We start from the raw sequence: 19,483 nt of genomic DNA, 5'->3' as shown, positions 1-19,483 counted from the left end.
GCGCGCGACCGCCCCCGATTTGGGCAGCCGCTACGGTAATCGCCGTAGCGCGCACCCAAATGGCGCGCGCGCATCCGCTCGCTGCAGACTCGCCTCAGTGTTCGCGCGGCCGAAACTCGCGCGGCCAATCGCTCGCGCGAATGCGCTTGATCTCCTTGACCACGCCGGTGGTTCCCCACTCGTCGAGGCCGAGCCGCGATAACGGTCGCAACTTCTCAATGAGTGGATGCCCGCCGTCCAACACCGCAGACGACACCGCAACGTGCGTCACCTCGCCGAACACTAGCGTGCAATCGCCCAGTTCGAGCGTGGAGTGCAGGCGGCACTCGATCGCCGCGGGGGACTCGGCCACCCGCATCGATGAAACGGTCAGGCTCGGTTCGCGGGTGAGCCCGGCGCGGTCAAACTCGCTCTCCTCCGGCCCGAAGTCGGTCCCGGTGGCATTCACTTCCTCGAACAGTGATTCCGGCGTGAAATTCACCACGAAGTCCCCGGTTTCAAGGATATTGCGCACGGTGTCCTTGACACCCACCGAGGTGAATTGCACGATCGGCGGCGAAACGGATGCCACGGTGAAGAATGAATGCGGCGCCAGGTTGTCGACCCCGGCTGCCGAGCGGCTCGACACCCAGGCAATCGGCCGCGGAACCACGAGGGAGTTCAGCAGGCGGTAGAAGTCGCGGCGGGCAAGGTCTCGGGGATCGAAGTCGGTACGCACTCGCTCAGGCTAACAACTCACATCCCTCCCCGGCCCAGCTCACACCGGCCGGCCCCCACGATCGATAGACTGGCCTGATGCCTATTCTTCCCCGCCTGGTGGCCTTCGACCTCGACGATACGCTCGCGCCGTCCAAGTCCGCGCTCGACCCGACCATGATCGACCTGCTGGTGAAGCTGCTCGGCGTCACCGAAGTTTGCGTCATCTCCGGCGGTCAGTTCGGCCAGTTCCAGGCGCAGATCATCGACAACCTGCCCTCGATTCGCCCCGATCTGCTCGCGCGGCTGCACCTGCTGCCCACCTGTGGAACTCAGTACTACCGCAGCGAAGCCCAGGGCTGGACGCAGGTCTACGCCGAAAACCTGACCGACGAGCAGAAGACCCGGGCCCTCGATGTCGTCGAGCAGACCGCGCGCCGCCTCGGCTACTGGGAGAGCGACACCTGGGGTCCCATCCTCGAAGACCGCGGCTCGCAGATCACCTTCTCCGCGCTCGGCCAGGCCGCCCCGGTCGCCGCCAAGATCGCCTGGGACCCGACCGGTGAGAAGAAGAACACCCTGCGGGAGGCCGTGCAGGCACTGCTGCCCGACCTTGAGGTGCGTTCGGGGGGGTCGACTTCCGTGGATATCACCCGGCAGGGCATCGACAAGGCTTACGGAATGAAGCGGTTGGCCACCATCACCGGGGTCGACCTCGACGACATGCTGTTCGTCGGCGATCGCCTGGACGAGAATGGCAACGACTACCCGGTCAAGGTTCTCGGCGTCGAGTGCATCGCCGTCGAAGGCTGGCCCGACACCGTCGCCCTGCTCGAAGACCTGATTCCGCGCTACGTCACCGTCTGACCGCGCGGCAGCCCCCGGTACGCCGGCGCGCCGCGTCTAATTCAGGAGGACTGCTGCAGGTGGATGCCGAAACACGCGGGTCGCCACTCCGCTCCCGGCAGATTTCCTGCATTAGCCCCGGGGGCAGCTCATCAACCGCGGTCACGCGGTCGGCACCGCTGTAGCTTCACCCCGAGTTCAAGGATTCTCCCGCTGCAACGGACCGCTTCGGCCGCCTGACCGCCCCTGCAACCCGGTCCGAGATTCCCTCCTGAGTTTTTCTCGTGTACATTTCGTCTGTGAAAGAGATACAGGCCCCCGAGAATCGTGAGTGGATCAACTTCGCCAAGGGCGCGGCGATCATCCTCGTCGTGCTCTACCATTCGTCGCTGTTTCTCAACGATCTCGGCCTGGCCGGAAGCACCCCGCGACTGCGCCTGGTGCTCAGCTACTTTCCCATGCCGGTTTTCTTCTTCATCGCGGGCCTCACTGCCCGGCGCATGCTGACTTGGAACCTGCACGACCTGTGGCGGCGTCGGCTGCTCACCCTGGTCTACTTGTACCTGCTCTGGTCGGTTATTCGCGTACTGTTCTACCTCGTCGTGCCGCACCTGCGGGGAACCGAACGTTCCCCCACCGACCTGCTCAATATCATTCTCCTGCCGGTCTGGCCGACCAGCAGCTACTGGTTCATCTGGGCCCTCGCCGTTTTCACCCTGCTCGCCTGGCTGCTAAGCAAAATGCCGATCAGCGTGCAGATCACCCTCGCCGCACTGGTCGCCGCAGCGTCCACGACACCGAACCTGCTCGACCTCGACAATGTCGGCTGGGACCGAGTCGCCGCCAACTTCATCTTCTTCATCGTCGCGGTCTATTTTCCGCACACCGTGTATCGGCTGGCCGCGCGGGTGCGGGTCTGGCACGCCATCGTGCTGGTTGCCGCCTACTTGGGCTTCGCCGTGCTCCTGGTGCCGTTCCACCTCTCCCGTCTGCCCGGCCTGATCCTGCTCGAAAGCGCCGTCGCCGTGGCTATGGGTATCGCCCTGGCCACCCTGCTGGTGCGCGTGAAATGGCTGAACTTCATGAACACGCTCGGCCAGTACAGCTTTCAGATCTACTTGCTGCACCTGTTTCTCGTGGCCACAGCTCTCGCCCTGCTCGCCCCGATCGCCGAGGCAGCCTGGCTGGAACGCGCGGCCAACGCCCTGCCGTTTCTGCTCGCCGCAATCGCGCTCGTCGGCTCGGTCTACCTCGCCAAGCTCCTGCGCCGGTTCTCCTTCCTCTGGGTCAGCCCGTTCCGCAAGCGGCAGGCCAAATCGGTCTCGCATCGCGCACGGTTGAACGGAGACCTGCTGTGAAGCCCGCGCGCGCGGCATCCGTTGGCCTGCTGGTCGTTTGTCTGCTCTTGAGCGGATGCTCCGCCACGCCGACCACGCCCGACCGGTCTGCGCCGCCCGGCCCGGTCGTGGTGGAGCACGACCTGCAGTACGGCACGGCCAAGGGGCAGGACCTGATGCTGAACGCCTGTCTGCCCGAAGAGAAGACTCAGCGCACCCCGGCCGTTATTCTCATTCACGGCGGCGGATTCGACAGCGGCAGCAAAGATTTTGGCGGCATGACCGCCCTGTGTGAGGAGCTGGCCGGCAGCGGCGTGGCGGCGTTCGCGGTGGATTACCGGCTCGCCCCGAAATTCGCCTTTCCGGCGCAGGTGAACGATGTCACCGACGCGCTCGAGTGGCTGCGCGATCCGCAGCAGGTCAGGGAATTCAACATCGACCCCGAGCGCATCGGACTGCTCGGCAGCTCGGCCGGGGCGATCATCGCCTCGTCGATCGGCACCAACGGCTCCGGCAGCTTCACCGAGGGCGACCGGGTTGCCGCGGTCGTAGCGCTGTCGCCGGCGGTTGACCTCACCGAGACGGGCCTCAGGCTTGGTCGTCCCTCGAGGCTGGCCGTCGGGTCGATCCTGCAATACCTCGGTTGCGACGACTTCACCGATTGTCCCAACTCGCGTACAGCCTCGCCGCTGTACGCCGTCGACAAGACCGATCCACCGTTTTATCTCGCCATCTCGAAAAATGAATTCGTTCCGGTGCAGCAAGCCGAGGCGATGGCGGACGCGCTCACGGCCGTCGGCGTTCCCGTCACCCTCGACGTGAAACCCGGTGAACGACACGCTTTGGAGCTGCTCGACGAGGCAACCCGAGCGAGTATTCGTCAGTTTCTGATCGACAATCTCGTGAACTCCTCAACACGGACGGATTAAATCTTCAATACTGACGGTCCAAAAGTGAGGATTTTTATGCCAACATAGGTTTCTGTCGTCGTACACCCGAAGTACGACGCATTAATCACTCGGAGAGAAGCGCGCATGGAACTGAAGCGTCTGGCTCGAATTCTACGAAAGCGATGGATTCTCATCGTGGCTTTCACCTTGTTGGGCGTCGTCGGTGGGGCCGCAGCCGCGTTGCTCACCCCCGTGCAATACCAGGCCTCGACCCGGGTCTTCGTAGCCGCGCAGATTCAGATCGGATCCACCCCCGGTGATCTGGTGCAGGGCAACAACTTTGTCGTGCAGAAGCTGCCCTACTACCTCGACGTGGCGACCAGCCCCCGCGTGCTCGACCCGGTGATCACGAGCCTGGGCCTCGACGAGACCGCCGCCAACCTGGCCGAGCGGGTCACCGCCACCACCCAGCCCGGTTCGGCCGTCATCGAAATCACCGCCCTCGCTTCGACAGCGGATGCCGCGCAGCAACTCGCCGAGGCCGTGTCGGAAAGCTTCACCGACGTGGTCATCAACCAGCTGGAAACCCCAGCGGACGGCGGAGCCAGCCCGGTCACGGTCGGTGTCCTCGACCCCGCGGTGGTGCCGGACAACCCGGCGCTGCCCCAGCTCTACCTCAACCTCGCTGTCGGCCTGCTCATTGGACTGTTGGTCGGCCTGGTGACCGCGTTCCTAATCGGACTGCTCGATCTTCGCATCTACAACCGTGACGACATCGAGCGCCTCACGGTGGTTCCAGTGCTCGGCGGCATCCCCCTTGAAGCGCACGCCAACCCGATCATCACCCCCGACGGTCCGGCCACCGCACGCGCCGAGGCATTCCGGGTGCTGCGCACGAACCTCGAGTTCGCCGACGCCGATACCAGCCGGCGCAGCCTGGTCGTGACGTCGTCCGTCACGGGTGAGGGCAAGACCACCACCCTGGTCAACCTTGCCATCGTGCTCGCCGAGAGCGGCGCGACCGTCGCCGTGATCGACGCCGATCTGCGCACGCCCCGGCTGGCCGACTACCTCGGCCTTGACCCAGACCGCGGCCTGACCGACGTGCTGGTCGGGGATGTGCCGCTCAAGGATTCCTTGCAATCGTGGGGCACGCTGCATCCGCTCACCGTGCTCTCCTCCGGCAAGATCCCCACCAACCCGAGCGAACTGCTCGGTTCGACGGCCATGGGCACCGTGCTCGATGTGCTCAGCAGCAGCTACGACTACGTACTCATCGACGCCCCGCCGGTACTCGCGGTCACCGACGCTGCTGTGCTCAGCCGCTGGACCGGTGGCACGGTTTTGGTAGTTGGCGCCAACCGGGTGAGTGAGGCTGAGTTGCTCGCCGCGTTCGACGCCCTCGAAGCCGTCGGCACGACGCCGCTCGGCGTCGTGCTTGCCATGGTCCCCACCCGCGGCCCCGACGCGCTCGTGCGCGACGGCGGATTCGCGGTCTCGCCACGCCCGCCCCTGCGCCCGTCCCTGCGGCCGAGCCGATCCGCCGCCGCGACCGCGATCGATCGCGGCCCAACGCCGGTCGAGAGCGACATTTCCTCGACAGACAACCCGACCCACACCCGCGTCACCTGGTAATTCAGCGACACCTGCTCAGCCTTACCAGTTCAGCTTCGCCGATCGACAACTCCACCGCCCGAATAGCGCACGTTCGATGACGCACGTTCGAAACCGTCCCACCCAGGCTTTACCCGAAGGGAGCCTCAGTGTCCGTGCACTCGTCATACCCGCTCGCTCCGCTGCCGCCCACGCCACGGAAGCTTCTGCTCGTCGCCTCAACCGGCGGCCATCTCGCTCAGCTCGTTCGCCTCGCCCCCGGACTTGGCGCCTCGCCGAGCTCGCTCTGGGTCACCTTTGACTCCATGCAAAGCCGATCCCTGCTGGCCGGTCAGCGCCGCATCCACGTGCCCTATGTACGCCCGCGCGACTATCTCGGCATGATGCGCGCGGCCGGAATCGTCCGGCGGGTGCTCAAACACGAATCCTTCGACGGTGCTGTGAGCACGGGGGCCGGCCTGGCCGTGGCGGCGCTGCCCCAGGCCGCGATCAGCGGCGTGCCCAGCCTGTACATCGAGAGCGTCTCGCGAGTGGAAGGCCCCTCACTCAGCGGGCGGGTGCTCGCCGCCAGCCGGCTGGTCAGCGTGCGCACCCAGCACCCGGCCTGGGCGACGGAGCGGTGGAGAACATACCCGAGTGTGCTCTCCACCTACCATGCGCTGGTCAAACACGCGCCGGACCGCCCCAGCCTGTTCGTCACCCTCGGCACCATCGAGGGGTACCGGTTCGACTCCCTCGTCGATGCCGTGCTCGCGAGCGGCCTCGCCGACGAACGCACCGTTTGGCAGCTCGGTTTCACCACCGACCGGACCGACCTGCCCGGTCAGGTACACCAGATGATGCCGACCGCGATGTTCGTCGATGCTGCCCTCACGGCCGACGTCGTGATCACCCACGCCGGCGTTGGCACCTTCATGGGCCTGCTTGAGCTGGGGGTCTTCCCGGTGATCGTGACCCGCCGCAAGCACCGCGGCGAACACGTCGACGACCACCAGATGCAGATCGCCGAGCTCGCCGAATGCCTCGGAGTCGCTCGGGCCGTTGATGCGCCCGACCTGACGGCTGAGGTTATCCGCTTCGCTGCCGGCCGCGCGATCGACACCGGCGTGAGCGTTTCGCTGACCACCGACCGATGAGCGCCACCGCACCAGGCGAGCGGATGCCGCGCGAAATTTTCGTGCCGGCCCGCGGACAGTACGACAACATTGGTGACATTCTGCTCCGCCGGCAGCTGCTCGACTGGTTGCGGCCCAACGGCCCGCTGCACATCTATGTCGGCGAAGCCCCCGATGGCTACGCGGAAGGACTCGGCCTGGCGCCGGACGATGTGCAGTACCGGTCCTTTCGTGCCTGGTACGCGGCGGCACTGCGCAGCGCCGCCCGCGGCCGGGCATCGTACGTGTTCAAGCCGGGAGAAATTCAGCTGACCCTGATCGGCATGAAGGAGCACCTCGCCATGCTGCCGGTGCTCGCCCTCGTGCGCGCTCGACATGGCCGGGTGGCCCGGGTGGGCGTGGGCAGCCGCAATTTTGCACCGTTGCCGCGCGCCCTGATGGGTCCGTCCATTGCACTGTCCAATCTGTCGCTCTGGCGCGATGCCGCCACCGCCGGATATCTCGGGCAGGGCCGCATCATGCCCGACCTCGCCTTTGCGAGCGACGGTCGGGCAGAAAAGCGTGATCTGGCCGACGAGGTTCGCGACGTGCTGGTCGTATCCATGCGCTCCGATCTGGACTATCCGAGCGATGAGTGGCTCGCCGGGGTGCGAGCCGTGGCGGCCGACAACGGCCTCACAATCTGGTGCGTGACCCAGGTTCTGCGCGACGACGAGAAGTGCGGCCAACTCGCCGCCGACCTCGACGGGCAGGCCCTGCGCTGGAACGGCACCGGCCATGACGAGCAGGAGCAGCGCCTGCGCGACCTCTACCGACGGGCGGCGCTCGCCGTGAGCGACCGGCTGCACGTGCTCGTCGGCGCGCTTACCGAGGGAGCAGTTCCGGCCGCACTTTTGGTCAGCGGACAGCCCAAAGGTGGTCGGGCGGACAAGATCGCCCGGCATTTTGCCGCGGCCGGCCTGCACGACGTGAGCATTGACAGCGCCGGACTCAGTAGCGCCCAAATCCGGGATCGGCTGCAGAACCTGCTCGGCCGGCGCGAGCCCATTTTGGCCGGCCTGGCCGAAGCGCAGGCCGAATTACAGACCGTGCGTCGCCTGCTCGACCAGGTGCTGAGCATCGAAAGTGTGCGGTGAGCATCAGCGAAGCGGACGATACCGAGCCGATCAACATAGCGGCGCTCACGATCAACCCGCAAAACGCTGACCCGCTCAATACCACCCCGGTCGCCGCCCAGCGGCACGTATCCCGGCGCACGGCCGAACGTTTCATTGCCGTGCACGTTGGACGCAGCGGTGAGGTCGCCGGCGGCATGAGTCAGGTGGTCAATGGCTATTTGGCACATTCCTTTGTCGACTTCGAACTGCGTATGGTGTCCTCGCGGGACGGCAGCGGCGGGCTGCGCGCGGCCGGAGTTGCAGCATCCGCTTTCTGGAAGCTGCTGCGGCTGGCCAACCCGGAGCGCACCGTCGTCGTTGCGCACCTGTCCCAGGGCGGATCCTTCGCGCGGGAAGGCGCTCTGCTCGCCCTGGCCCACGCGCGTGGTTTCGCGACCGTGGCACAGCTGCACGGTAGTTCGTTTGCCGACTTCGCCCGCAAGCGCCCCGGTCTGGTGGGGAGCGTGCTGCGCTCCGCCGACGTGGTGCTGACCCTGTCGGTTGAATCGCACGCTGCGGCGGCGGAGTTCGTGCCGGGGGAGCGGGTTGTACTCGTGCCGAACGCCGTCGCCGCTGGTGCCGTGCGGCAGATCGAGAACCTCGTCGTGTTCGGCGGTGCGGTCAGCAAGCGCAAGGGCGTCGACGTACTCGTGGCGGCGTGGGAACGGCTCGCGCCGCAGCATCCGCTCTGGAAATTGGTCATTGCCGGGCCGATCGGCGACCAGCCTGCGCAGCCGCTGACTGGGGCGGAATTTGTCGGCCCGCTCAGCCATGCTGCCCTAATGGAGCTGCTCGAGCGCTCCGCGATCGCGGTGTTGCCCTCCCGCGACGAGGCGATGCCTATGTTCATTCTCGAGGCGATGGCGCGCACCAATTGTGTCGTGGCGACCAGCGTCGGTGGGGTGCCGGCCGTCCTGGCCGGTGGGGTCGGCATGCTCATGGAGCCCGGCGACGTCGACGCCCTCGAGGCGGCCCTGCACCGGGCGATGACGGATGCCCCCTGGCGCGCCAAAAAGGCGGATCTGGCCAGATCCGCCTTTGAGACTACCTATTCGGCTGCCGCGGTCTTTCCTCGTATCGAGCGCAGCTGGACCACTGCACTCGAACGACGAAGCGACCGGGTGGCTAAGAGGTACAGGCCAGGTTCGAGAAACCGGACCCAGCAGCCGTGACGGTGTTGGAGCAGTAGACCTTGGTGCCGCTGGCACCCTTGCTGCCCTGTTCGTGGATGAAGAAGCCGAAGCCCGCGGCGTTGACCGGAACGGTGTTATCGAAGAACACGTTGCGCAGGCCCCAGCCGGCAACGCTTCCGTTGACGGCGAAGCCGTGCATGGTGCTGTTGGTACCCTTGTTTTGGTAGATCTGCCAGTCGTTACCCTTGACCTTGACCCATTCCTCGGCGCGCGGCATGGCGTTGGTGCCGTCAATGACGTTGTCGCGGATGATGCCGTACGAGGTGCCTTCCTTGACCTCGATCGGCTGGGCGCCGGTCAGGCTGATGGTGTTGCCCATCAGGAGGGTGCGGTCGGTGCGGTCGGGCAGGCAGTCGGTCTGGGCGCACCAGTTGGCGTCTGAGGTTCCGATGTAGATGCCCTCACCGTAGAACGGGTCGCGCTTGCCGGTATTGCGAATGGTATTGCCGACGACTTTGCTGTCGGTGGTGAAAGCCCGCAGGTGGATGCCTTCATAGCCGATGTTGTCAACCAGGGTATCGGCGATGGTGACGTTCTTGCTGCGGATCACGCTGATGCCCTTGAGGCTGTTGGTGACGGTCATTCCGGCGACCACGAGGTTCGAGGAGTTGGAGATCTGGATACCGTGGTTGTTCTGGATGCTGCCGACGTTGACCACCGCGGTGCGCGGTCCACAGACCCAGATCGGGTTGGTGGCTGTTCCGTTGACGGTCATGTTGATCTGGGCGTTGTAGGTGCCGGGGTCCATCTTGATGACGGTGCCGGGCTGTGCCTGGGCCGCGGCGGTCATGAGCTCCTGAGCGGTCGTCACGGTGACGGTCGCGGCCGGGCAGTCGGCGTAGCGATGGGTGCTGATCGGTGCCGGGGTGGGCGCGGTGCTCGGCACGGCCGACACGACGAAGGCGTCGACGATGCTGCTGGTGCCGGTGGAGCGGGCGTCCTTCTGGCCGGTGCGGGATACCGTGATGGTGTGGGTGCCGGCGGAGAGGCTCGTCGTGCTGTAAGCAACCTGCTTGTAGGCCGTGCTCGCGGAATAGCCGTTGACCGTGGCGACGACCTGGCCGTCAATGGCGACGTTGCTCGTGCCGGAGCTGCTGGTCAGACGGGTGATGAAGGCAATGCTCGAACCCTGGAAGGTTAAGGAAGCGCTGCTCGAGGTGGTCGAGAACCTGACCGATCCGCCGGAGTCGTTGCTGGAGCCGGAGGTGCGCCAGGTGCCGGCGTACGTGACCTGCGCCGATTCGCTGTCGATGGTGGTCGAGCCGGTCGGGGCGTCCATCGTGGCCGTCGTGGTCAGCGGGACCGCCGTGGCGGTCGGGGTGGGCGTCGGCGCCGGGGCGGGAGCGGTTGCGGTTGCGGGGGACTTGGTGAGGAACGCGTCGACGATGCTGCTGGTTCCGGTGGATCGGGAATCCTTCTGGCCGGTGCGGCTGACCTTGATGGTGTGGGTCCCGCTGGAGAGATTCGTGGTGCTGAACAGGCTCTGCTGGTACTTCGTCGTGGCGGAGTAGCCGTTGACCGTGGCGACCACCTTGCCGTCGATCGAGATATCGCTCGTGCCCGAACTACTGGTCATACGGGTGATGAAGGCCACGGTCGAGCCCGTGAAGGTCAGCGAGGCGCTCGTCGCCGTTGTGGAGGCGAACATTACCGATCCTCCGTTGTCGGAGGGTGAGCCCGTGGTGCGCCAGGTGCCGACGTACTTGACCTGTGCGGAGGAACTGTCGATCACCGTGGTGCCGGCGGGCGCTGTCGCGGCGGAGGCCGCTGCGGCGGGGATCATGGCGCTGAGCGGAACCAGCGCGGCGATGGCGACGGCGGCGATGGTGGCACGTCGGGTGAAGCGGGGGAACAACATAGTGGACCTTCCGGATGTTCATGGACTTGTTGGCTACGTCCGTGAACCCGGGGGTTTTCGACGCACATGATCTTCGTGATACTCGGCGGTGATTGCCGTGCTCACGTCGTCAATTAGCGTCTGAACTGCTGCACGTTACCCGTGTGCAAATGGGTTTGTGGGCACGAATTAAGCGGATGCGAACGCCTCTCCTCGCGCGGGCGTGCGCGTGCGCTGCAGCGCCCGTCTCGGCGGTCGGCCGCTGCGAAACTGAGCGAGCCTCTTGATTTGGCCCTGACCAGTGCTAATGCCCATTGTGGGCTAAGTCACCGACTCGACGGGAAGGAGGCGGCGGGCTGTCCGACGTGCGGCACCCGTCATTCCTGTGAAAGTGCCTAGAGTGGTTTTTGAACCCTTGAGTTTCTGTCTCCCGGCCTTTCGTCTCCCGGACTTCTGTCGCACTGCTCGGCCGCGCGGGTTTGCTGCTGGCGCGAGCAACTCAGCTCAGCGCGTGCAGCGTTCGGCCGCGCGCCGCAGCCGCTACCCGGTGCAGGGGAGGTTGGAGAAGTCCTCGGCCGCGCGGGTGACCGAGTTCGCGCAGGAGACCTTGGTGTCGCTCGAGCCCTTGCGGCCCTTCTCGTGGATGAAGAAGGCGTATCCCCCGGCATTGACCGCACCGGAGTTGTCGGTGAAGGTATTGCGCAGGCCCCAGCCCGCGACACTGCCGTTGACCGCGAAGCCGTGCAGGGGGCTGTTGCTGCCCGTGTTTCCGACGATGGTCCAGTCGTTGCCCTTGACCTTGACCCATTCCTGAGCGTTCCGCATGCCGTTGGCGCCGTCGATGACGTTGTCGCGAATGACGCCGTTTGACGTGCCTTCTTTCACCTCGATCGGCTGGGCGCTGGTGCTGCTGATCGTGTTGCCCAGCACCCGGATGCGATCGGTACGGTCCGGTCTGCAGTCGGTCTGCGCGCACCAGTTGTTCTCCGAGGTACCGATGTAGACGCCCTCGCCGAACTGCGCATCGCGCTGGCCGGTGCGTGAAATCGTGTTGCCGACGACGGTGCTGTCGGTCGTGAAATCACGCAAGTGGATGCCCTCGTAGCCGATGTTCTCGACGCGCGTGTCGGCAATCGTGACGTTGGTGCTGTGAACCACGCTGATGCCCTTGAGGCTGTTGGTGACGGTCATGCCGGCGATCACGAGGTTCGAGGAATTCTTGATCTGGATGCCGTGGTTGTCCTGAACGCTGCCGACATCGATGACGGCGTCACGCGGGCCGCAGACCCAGATCGGGTCGGCTTTCGTGCCGTTCGCGTGCATGTTGATCTGGTCCCGGTAGGTGCCGGGCGCCAGGTGGATGACGGTCCCGGGTCGGGCACGGTCGACGGCGGATATGAGCTCGGCGGCGTTGCTCACCGCCTCGGTCGCGGCCGGGCAGTCGGCGTAGCGGTGCGCGCCGGACGGCGTCTGCATGGGCGGGAGAGCTGGGGCGGCGATCGGCGCCGGTGCTGGAGCGGAAGCGGCTTGGGGATTGACGACGAACGCGTCAATAATGCTGTTGGTACCGGTGGAGCGGGGGTCCTTCTTGCCGGTGCGGGTGATTGTGATGGTGTGGCTGCCGCTGCCGAGGCCCGTCGTGCTGAACGCGGTCTGCTTGTGTTGGGTGGTCGCGGAGTAACCGTTGACGGTTGCGACGACCTTGCCGTCGATGGAAACCGTGCTCTTTCCGGAGCTCGTGGTGGTGCGTGTCACGTAGGCGACACTGGATCCCTCAAAGGTCATCGAGGCGCTGCCCGGACTGAACTGAAACCGCACCGATCCGCCGCGGTCGGCGGCATTGCGGGTGGTGCGCCAGGTTCCGGAATAGTTGATCTTTGACGACTTGCTGTCGATCACGGTGCGTACGGTCGCCGCGGCCGCCACTTCACCGCCTGGAACAGGAATGGTGAGGGGAGCGAGCACCGCAATCGTGACAGCGAAGAAGGCGGCGACGGCAATCACGGCGTGGCGGGCGGACGTCGTGGGCCGGTGAGCGTGCGGTTTACTGTCAGTGGGCTGGCGAAAAAGGGGCACGGTGGACGTCCTCCGGAGAATCGGGTTCACGAATGGACAGCGGGTGCTGTACTCGTTCGAAGCGCTAGGTACGGTTCGAACGAGCTGATGCAGCGGTCGCACCGGCTGCGCGGACAGGGTCGGTTCGTCGACCTTGGCGATCCGGTCAGGAGTGTCGTGATTCCGCGTTATCTGAAGCAGCGTGTCGTTCTGACAGGTGCCTGGTGGCGGATGCTGGCCCGGTGGGTGCATGGTGCGTATTCAGCGTTCGATGACCGACAGCGTAGGGACTACTCGGATTGAACTATCGGACCGAGCCTATCGATCACCAAAGTCGAATCCGTTTCACTTTCCTGTGAAAGTGCCCCGAATGCCGCTGTCCCGCGTGACGAAATATTCCGGCGGGCGGAGGCATCGACTCTGCCGAGCCGTGAGTTCCACCGCGAAAAATCGTTCCCGTTGGCACGAGGTTCACAGCTCGGTGAGTGGATGCCGCAGCGAGGCCGCTCAGGCGGCGCCCTGCTCGGCCGCGAGGCGCAGCACACGACGGTGCAGCCCAACGCTCACCTTGGCGGTGGCGGCCAGCGCGAGGCGCTTCCAATCGCGGCGGCTTGCGGCGAGCAGCACGAGCCGCCAGGTCAGCCGCGAGCGCAGTTCGGCGACGATCTCGTCGCGCTCCTCAGCGTCGTATGGACCGCTCAGAGCGTCTTTCAGCCCGGACAGCAGCACGTAGCGCAGTCGAAAATAGCCGTACGAGTTGGAGCCGATGATGCGGGTGTCGAGGGTGATTGCGGCAGTGGTGACGGCCTGCTCGACCAACAGCAGCGATTCAGCCCGGCGCGACCCGGAGCGGATGATCGACCCGCCGCGCACGACATAGGAGTAGAGCGTGTCGCTGATCGCTGCGACCCGATCGGACGCGGCGAGCAGCTGCGCGACCATGGCCAGGTCGGAGTGCACCCGGGCCGGCGTGAACTCGATCTCGCTGGCGAGAGCACGTCGGAACAGCTTGTTCCAGAGATGCCCGGTGATGTCGCCGTCGAGCAGCAGCCCAAATGCCGCCGCACCGGTGATCGGCTGCGGCAGAGCGGGCGCGGCCAGGGCGCGCCGCTGGCCGGGATAGACGTACTCCGCGCCGCAGATCACCACGTCGGCGCCGGTCGACCGGGCCGCAGTCACGAGCTTGTCCAGCGCGGACTCGGCCCAATCATCGTCACAATCGACGAACCAGAGAAACTCACCCCGGCTTTCGGCGACCGCCCGGCTCCGGGCGAGCGCGACTCCGCCGTTGCGTTCCTGCTGAAAGAAATGAACGGATGCGTGCGCGCCGGCCACCCGCGCACCGATCGCGGCCGTCGCATCCGTTGAGCCGTCGTCGACCACGATGATCTCGATGTTGGACAGAGTCTGGTGGAGCAGCCGGTCGATGGCACCTTCCAGAAACTCGGCGGCGTTGTAGGCCGGAACGATGACGCTCACGACCGGCCACTCGGTCGCGTCGGCCTCGCTCACTCGGTCAGCTTTCGAATCGCGCGGGTCAACTCCGAAAGCGAAGCCCGGGCCTCGACCACGTGCCGGAGAATCGGTTCCCGGCGGCTGATCACATCGCGGGCGCGACGCTCGAGTGCCGCGGCGTCTGGCAGGGTCCAGCCGATCGTGGCGCCCTTGATGCCGACCGCATCGAGCGTGCGCGCCGCCTTGGAGTGTCCGCCCTCGGCGATCACGAGCGGCAGGGCGCCCTCGGTCAGTCCGATCACCGCCGCGTGCAGCCGGTCGGTCACCACGAGCAGCGACCGCTGGTAGACCGCCCGCAGCTTCACTTCCTGCTCGGCATGGTCCGGTCCATCCCAAACCAGCGCGGTACCGCCGAGCTTGACGGCGAGTTCCTCGGCCAGCGGTCCGTCGCGTTCGATCTGGGAGACCGCGACGATCTGCAGCCCGAAGGCGCCGGCGAGGCCGCGCATGGCCTGAATCCACTCGGAGTCCGGGCGCCGCCCGTTGTAGCGCACCGACACGGCGAGCAGCGGCCGGTCGGGCGTCGACGCGAGCAGGTCGGCATCCGCTGCCCCGGTGGCAAAAGCCCAGTCGGGAGCGATGCGGCCGAGCCCCATCGCTGCCAGGCTATAGTCGTCGCGCCAGGCCACGAGGTCGCAGAGGCGCAGGGTCGCGGCCACCGGAATGCGCCACTTCGTGTTCTGCCGCACGCCGAACCCGGTGTGCACGGCGTGCCCGCCGCGCAGCCGATTGAGCGCGAGGTGCGGCGCAAGGCGCAGATAGCGCAGCGCGTAGGCGCGTTGCAGCTCCATTTCCCCGGCATTGAAGGCATAAACGGATGCTTCCCGCAGCGTCGACCGTGAAATCTCGCGTCGCCAGTCGGTGCTCGTGCGAAACAGCCGATCGGCGTCGTGCAGACCGAGTCCGCTCAGGTAGGAGTCCGCTCGGGATCCGACGAACACCTGCAGCTCGCCGGCCTCCCGCAGGGCGTCGAGGAAGGCCCGGCGCAGCACGGTGTCGCCGACATTGTCGATCTGGCCCATGGCCGAGGCAAAGATTCTCATGCGCGCTCCAGCGTCGAAATGAGCACTCGCTCCAGGTCGGCGCCGCTCGATTGCTCGGAGAAGCGAGCCAGCCACGGCTCGATGTGGTCGAGCGGGAGCTCGGCTGCGCGCAGAATAGCGTCCGCGAGGTCCGCGGGCCGCGCGGACAACGCGAGCTCGCCCGTGATACCGGGCACAATTGCATCCGCTACGCCGAGCGCCCCCGATACGGCCACCGAGGGATACCCGGCCGCGGCGGCCTCGACCAGTACGTTGCCGAAGCCCTCCCGGCTCGAGGTGAGCAGGGCCACGGCGTTGTCGCCGAACTCGTCGAACCAGGTCTCGACCCAGCCGCGGTGGTGAAAGATCACGTCGGCCTGTCGGGCTGCGGCCTGCACATCGCCAAGCAGCGGACCGCCGCCGAACGACACGACCTCGACAGCGACGCCCCGCCTGGCCAGTTCGGCCGCCGCCGCAATGGCCAGCAGCGGTCGCTTCTGTTCGACCAGCCGGCAGGCCAGCACGATCTGAATTCCGTTGGCCGTCCCAGGCCGCCGCGCCCCGGGCGCCACGATCGTAGCGGTGCCGGTCCGGTCGGCTCCGCTCTCGGTCACGGCTCCGTCTTCGGCAACGTGGGCGTGCAGACTCGTCCGGCCAGGCCCGCGCGGTGTTCCGCGCAGCTTCGCAGTGGCCGGGTTGGCGACGACGGTGATGCGGTCTCCGCGCACGCCGAACGCCGAGACCAGCTCAGCGGCGACCGGATGCGAGATGGCGATGACATGGTCAGCCCACCGATATATCCGCTTGGCGATGCCGATCTTGACCCGGTGGGCGAGACTCGATCCGGGCAGGCCGAGCGAGACCAGATTGCGTTCGCTCACGAGCACCCGGGGTCGCACGCGCGCCGGCAGCAGCCGGGCCGCGGTCAGCAGCACGAGGTTGGGATACACCTGCAGGGCCACGGCGACATCGGGCTGCCAGTCGATCAGGCTGCGCCGCAGGGCCGCGGTCTTCGCGACATGCCCGTGCTGTCCGGCGAGAGATCGCCCCTCGACCCCCTCGGGAAGGTATCCCGGCTCCACATCGCCGGCGGTGAGCACAACACGTACCTCGTAGCCCTGGTCGGCGAGCCAGCCCATCCAGGTACGGGCGACGAATTCCGCGCCCCCGCCGTGCAGCGACGGAATGACAAAGAGGATGCGGCGCAGCAGTGGGTGCGCCGGCTTCGGGTTCACCGGGGGATGGGTGGTGTCGGGCGATGTGGGCTGGGTCATGCTCGGCCTTCTCTGTCGTCGCGTGGTCGCGAGAATGTGGGGCGGGATCGGGGCTGGTTCGATCGGGGTGGATCGGCTCGGGCGCCGCTCGCAAGCCCGGTAAAATTGAGGGCGGCGAGGCGCTGCACCTCGGGCAGCTGGGCGGCCAGTCGGGCGCGGTACTCGCCTCGCTGGGCGAGGACCGCGCGCACGACGGGAACCATACGCTCGGCCAGGCCGACGCCCGGTTCTACGCACAGGTCCTGCGTGCCGAACAGGCTCATCATGCCCGCGACCTTGCCCTGGGTGGACAGCGCGACGGCGGGAACCCGGTGGTACAGCGCCTGCACGGCGAGGTGCATGCGACCGGTCAGCACGATCGACGCCCCAGCACAGAGTCCGCGCACCTCGGCCGGCGTGAGCAGCCGGTTCACCAGAACCACCCGATCTTCAGCGCCGGCCCCCTGGGCGAACCGGTCGAACACCGCGCGGCAGGCGGCGGCATCGTCGCCGCTGTGCCGCACGACATGCGGCAGTAGCACCACTCTCAGCCCGGCCTCGAGCAGGGCGGTGATGATCACGGCGTACTCCGAGATCTGGTCGAAGCTGCGCCCGACCAGCGCGCTCGCGTTCACCACGGCGTAGGGCGTCGGCGCGGTGCCGAGGTATTCCGTGGCGGCGGTGGGCGAGCTCGTGCGCACCGCGAACACGGCGTCGGCGACGTCGATCACGTTCTTGAATCGGTCGGCGCGAGCTCGCGCGGATGAGACCGGGTCGCGCAGCTGCAGCCGGGTTCCCAACCGACCGGCGCGGCCGAGTGAACGGCGTACCCCCAGATTGGCGTGGCCGTTCCAGCTGAAGCCGAGAATACGCGCTTCAACCCCGACGCTGCGGGCCAGGCTCGCGACATCCGCTCGCCGGGACGAGGCACGCACGCTGTAGGCGCCGTCCATGATGTCGGCGCCGACCACGGTCAGTGACAGGGCCCCGCGCAGCACGGCCGCGAGCTGCACCATGGACTGTCGGTGGGCGCGGTCGTTGCCATAGATCAGGTGCGCGATCGGCTCGAGCCGTGCCCGGGCGGAATGTTCCGCCGGAATGCGCACATCATTGGGGCCCCGCACGAGTACCCGCACCGGCCCTGTGACGTTCTCGAGGTACGCCTCGATCATGGCCTGATCGCCAATGTTTCCCTCGCCGGGCGGCGCAACGAGCACGTGCCAGCGCTCGGTGCCATCCGGGGCCGGCCCCAGTCGCCCGATCGCCCGGCGCAGTGCGGCCCGATCACGCAGATACGGCAGAGCGGATGCCGCGGCCAGGCCGTGCAAAATCCGGTCCAGCTTGCGCACGATGCGCAGCCGGGTGCGCCCACCGCGGCGGGTGCTGCGCGCGGCGGCGGGGGGCGCCGGAGTGAGCTGATCGGTCGCCGTCGCGGACCCACCGGCAACAGCGGGTGAAGCCTTCGCCGACCGCAGAAAGCTGCGGGCCTGCGCGATCGAGCGAACATCGCGCCGAAACCGGGGCCAGACCAGCATGACGATGCCAATCGCGACGAGCAGCGCAACACCGCCGAGCGCCACCCGGGCGAGGGGCAGTTCGATCGGAATCCACTGCACGGCAGCCCAGGACGCCCCGGTGGCGAAGCCGTAGCCGAGGATGGCGCGAACGCCGGCGAAAAACATGGCGCGCGCCGGGGCATTCGTTACCCGGCTGATCCACCACAGGCCGATCGGCCAGATCAGGGCGACGCCGAGTGAATATCCGGCGGCGACGCCGTAGACGCCCCAGAAGGAGCCGAGCAGCACGAACACGACCAGTAGCGGCCGGGTGCAGAGGGCGAAGTACAGGTTCTGCTTGGTGACGCCCTTCGACAGAAACACCCAGTAGGTCGCGTAGGCCGCAGCCTCGAAGAACCCGGCGATGGCCAGAATCTGAAAGATTGGCGCGGAGCCGAGCCAATTGCTGCCGAGCGCGATGCTGATGATCGGCAGCGCCTGAGCGCAGGAAAACGCGAGCACGATGGTGACGGCGTGCAGCATGATGGTTTGCCCGAGCAGAATGAACCGGTCGTATTTGGCCGGGTCGTCCTGCAGCCGCGCCAGTACCGGCAGCGCCACCCGGGTGGACGGGCCGTTGATCTGGTTGAGCGGCAGCAGCAGCAGCTGAAAAGCGCGGTTGTACAGGCCGAGCGGGCCCGCGCCGAGAGTCGCGCCGATCACGATGGTGTCGGTGTTGCGGCTGGCGTAGCCGAGCAGCTGGGTACCGGCCAGGTTGGAGCCGAACGCGATCAGGTGTCGCATCGGCGTTTTGCAGTGAAACCAGCCCGGAAACCAGTTGGTAATGGGAACGAGAATGATGATGGTGAGAATGCCCTGGCTGATCTGCTGCCCGGCGAGGGCCCAATAGCCGAAACCATTGAGCGCCATGACGATGCCAATGGTCAGCCCGCCGACCTGCGCGCCGATCTCCGAGCCGGCCAGTGCCTTGAAATGAAAGTTGCGGTTGAGATCGGCCCGAAACTGGGTGGCGAGGCCGTTCAGCAGAAACGTGCCGGCGAGTACCTGGGTGAGCAGCACGAGTCGGTCGTCGCCGTACAGTGTCGCGATCAAGGGGCTGAACAGCACAGCCAGCAGCATGAGGGCGAGCCCGATCAGGCTGTTGATCCAGAACAGGTTGTCCTTCTGCTGCCGGCTGAGCTCGCGCACCTGAATCGCCGCCGACGACAGCCCGAAGTTGCGCAGCACCTCGCCGACACCGATGATGGCGGCGACCGAGGCGACGAGCCCGTAATCGCTCGGGTCGAGCAGCCGGCCCAGCACGACGATGCCGCCGAGCTGCACGCCGATGCGAATGAGCTGGCCGACCAGGGTCGTCGATGCGCCCCGGCCTGCTGTGTGCCCGAGTCCGGCGGTGGAACGGGGAAGCGGGGCTGAGGGGGTCGATGGTGGCATCG

At 66.7% G+C, this 19,483-nt stretch carries 14 protein-coding genes; 7 read left to right on the top strand and 7 right to left on the bottom strand.

From position 1 onward, the window contains the following. Positions 1-94: 94 nt before the first annotated feature. Complete coding sequence (locus tag E3T43_RS14095; protein WP_134441081.1) at positions 95-718, bottom strand: flavin reductase family protein; 624 nt, start codon at positions 716-718, stop codon at positions 95-97. 77 nt (positions 719-795) lie between these two features. Here E3T43_RS14095 and E3T43_RS14090 point away from each other — a divergent pair, with 77 nt between their 5' ends. The 7 genes from E3T43_RS14090 to E3T43_RS14060 all read left to right on the top strand — a co-directional run bounded on the left by E3T43_RS14090 (position 796) and on the right by E3T43_RS14060 (position 8,827). Further along, entirely contained in the window at positions 796-1,563 is a 768-nt protein-coding gene (locus tag E3T43_RS14090; RefSeq protein WP_134472901.1) for an HAD-IIB family hydrolase, read from the top strand. Between the two features lie 278 nt (positions 1,564-1,841). Beyond that, a complete protein-coding gene (locus E3T43_RS14085) occupies positions 1,842-2,900 on the top strand; it encodes an acyltransferase family protein (RefSeq protein ID WP_166791337.1) in 1,059 nt (352 codons plus the stop codon). Then, positions 2,897-3,808, top strand: coding sequence for an alpha/beta hydrolase (locus tag E3T43_RS14080; RefSeq protein WP_134472899.1), 912 nt, complete (start codon positions 2,897-2,899; stop codon positions 3,806-3,808). Before E3T43_RS14085 ends, E3T43_RS14080 begins: the two co-directional genes overlap by 4 nt. Before the next feature lie 105 nt (positions 3,809-3,913). Then, entirely contained in the window at positions 3,914-5,404 is a 1,491-nt protein-coding gene (locus E3T43_RS14075) for a polysaccharide biosynthesis tyrosine autokinase (RefSeq protein WP_134472898.1), read from the top strand. 128 nt (positions 5,405-5,532) lie between these two features. Continuing rightward, positions 5,533-6,519 carry a glycosyltransferase gene (locus tag E3T43_RS14070; RefSeq protein ID WP_198414372.1) on the top strand — a complete coding sequence of 329 codons (987 nt, stop codon included), beginning with the start codon at positions 5,533-5,535 and terminating at the stop codon, positions 6,517-6,519. Beyond that, the gene (locus E3T43_RS14065) at positions 6,516-7,634 is read left to right on the top strand and encodes a polysaccharide pyruvyl transferase family protein (RefSeq protein WP_134472897.1); all 1,119 of its coding nucleotides are present in this window, start codon (positions 6,516-6,518) and stop codon (positions 7,632-7,634) included. Before E3T43_RS14070 ends, E3T43_RS14065 begins: the two co-directional genes overlap by 4 nt. After that, positions 7,631-8,827: a glycosyltransferase family 4 protein gene (locus tag E3T43_RS14060; protein ID WP_134472896.1), complete on the top strand. Its 1,197-nt coding sequence runs from the start codon at positions 7,631-7,633 to the stop codon at positions 8,825-8,827. The genes E3T43_RS14065 and E3T43_RS14060 overlap by 4 nt, the downstream gene beginning before the upstream one ends. Here the strand turns inward: E3T43_RS14060 and E3T43_RS14055 are convergent. From E3T43_RS14055 to E3T43_RS18845, 6 genes are all read right to left on the bottom strand, one after another. Next, positions 8,781-10,706, bottom strand: a complete 1,926-nt coding sequence (locus tag E3T43_RS14055; protein ID WP_134472895.1) for a right-handed parallel beta-helix repeat-containing protein — start codon at positions 10,704-10,706, stop codon at positions 8,781-8,783. The genes E3T43_RS14060 and E3T43_RS14055 overlap by 47 nt on opposite strands. Positions 10,707-11,225: 519 nt before the next feature. Then, a complete protein-coding gene (locus E3T43_RS14050) occupies positions 11,226-12,761 on the bottom strand; it encodes a right-handed parallel beta-helix repeat-containing protein (RefSeq protein WP_166791336.1) in 1,536 nt (511 codons plus the stop codon). Between the two features lie 486 nt (positions 12,762-13,247). Next, a complete protein-coding gene (locus E3T43_RS14045; protein WP_166791335.1) occupies positions 13,248-14,252 on the bottom strand; it encodes a glycosyltransferase in 1,005 nt (334 codons plus the stop codon). Next, positions 14,249-15,298: a polysaccharide pyruvyl transferase family protein gene (locus E3T43_RS14040; RefSeq protein WP_134472892.1), complete on the bottom strand. Its 1,050-nt coding sequence runs from the start codon at positions 15,296-15,298 to the stop codon at positions 14,249-14,251. The genes E3T43_RS14045 and E3T43_RS14040 overlap by 4 nt, the downstream gene beginning before the upstream one ends. Continuing rightward, positions 15,295-16,551, bottom strand: a complete 1,257-nt coding sequence (locus E3T43_RS14035; protein ID WP_134472891.1) for a glycosyltransferase — start codon at positions 16,549-16,551, stop codon at positions 15,295-15,297. The genes E3T43_RS14040 and E3T43_RS14035 overlap by 4 nt, the downstream gene beginning before the upstream one ends. Continuing rightward, on the bottom strand, positions 16,548-19,481 hold the full coding sequence (locus E3T43_RS18845; RefSeq protein ID WP_241979005.1) for an oligosaccharide flippase family protein: 2,934 nt from the start codon (positions 19,479-19,481) through the stop codon (positions 16,548-16,550). The genes E3T43_RS14035 and E3T43_RS18845 overlap by 4 nt, the downstream gene beginning before the upstream one ends. Between the last annotated feature and the right edge of the window lie 2 nt (positions 19,482-19,483).

Source organism: Cryobacterium sp. Hh7 (assembly GCF_004403155.1).
GTDB classification, from domain to species: domain Bacteria; phylum Actinomycetota; class Actinomycetes; order Actinomycetales; family Microbacteriaceae; genus Cryobacterium; species Cryobacterium levicorallinum.
This window is presented reverse-complemented; position numbering and strand designations above follow the sequence as displayed.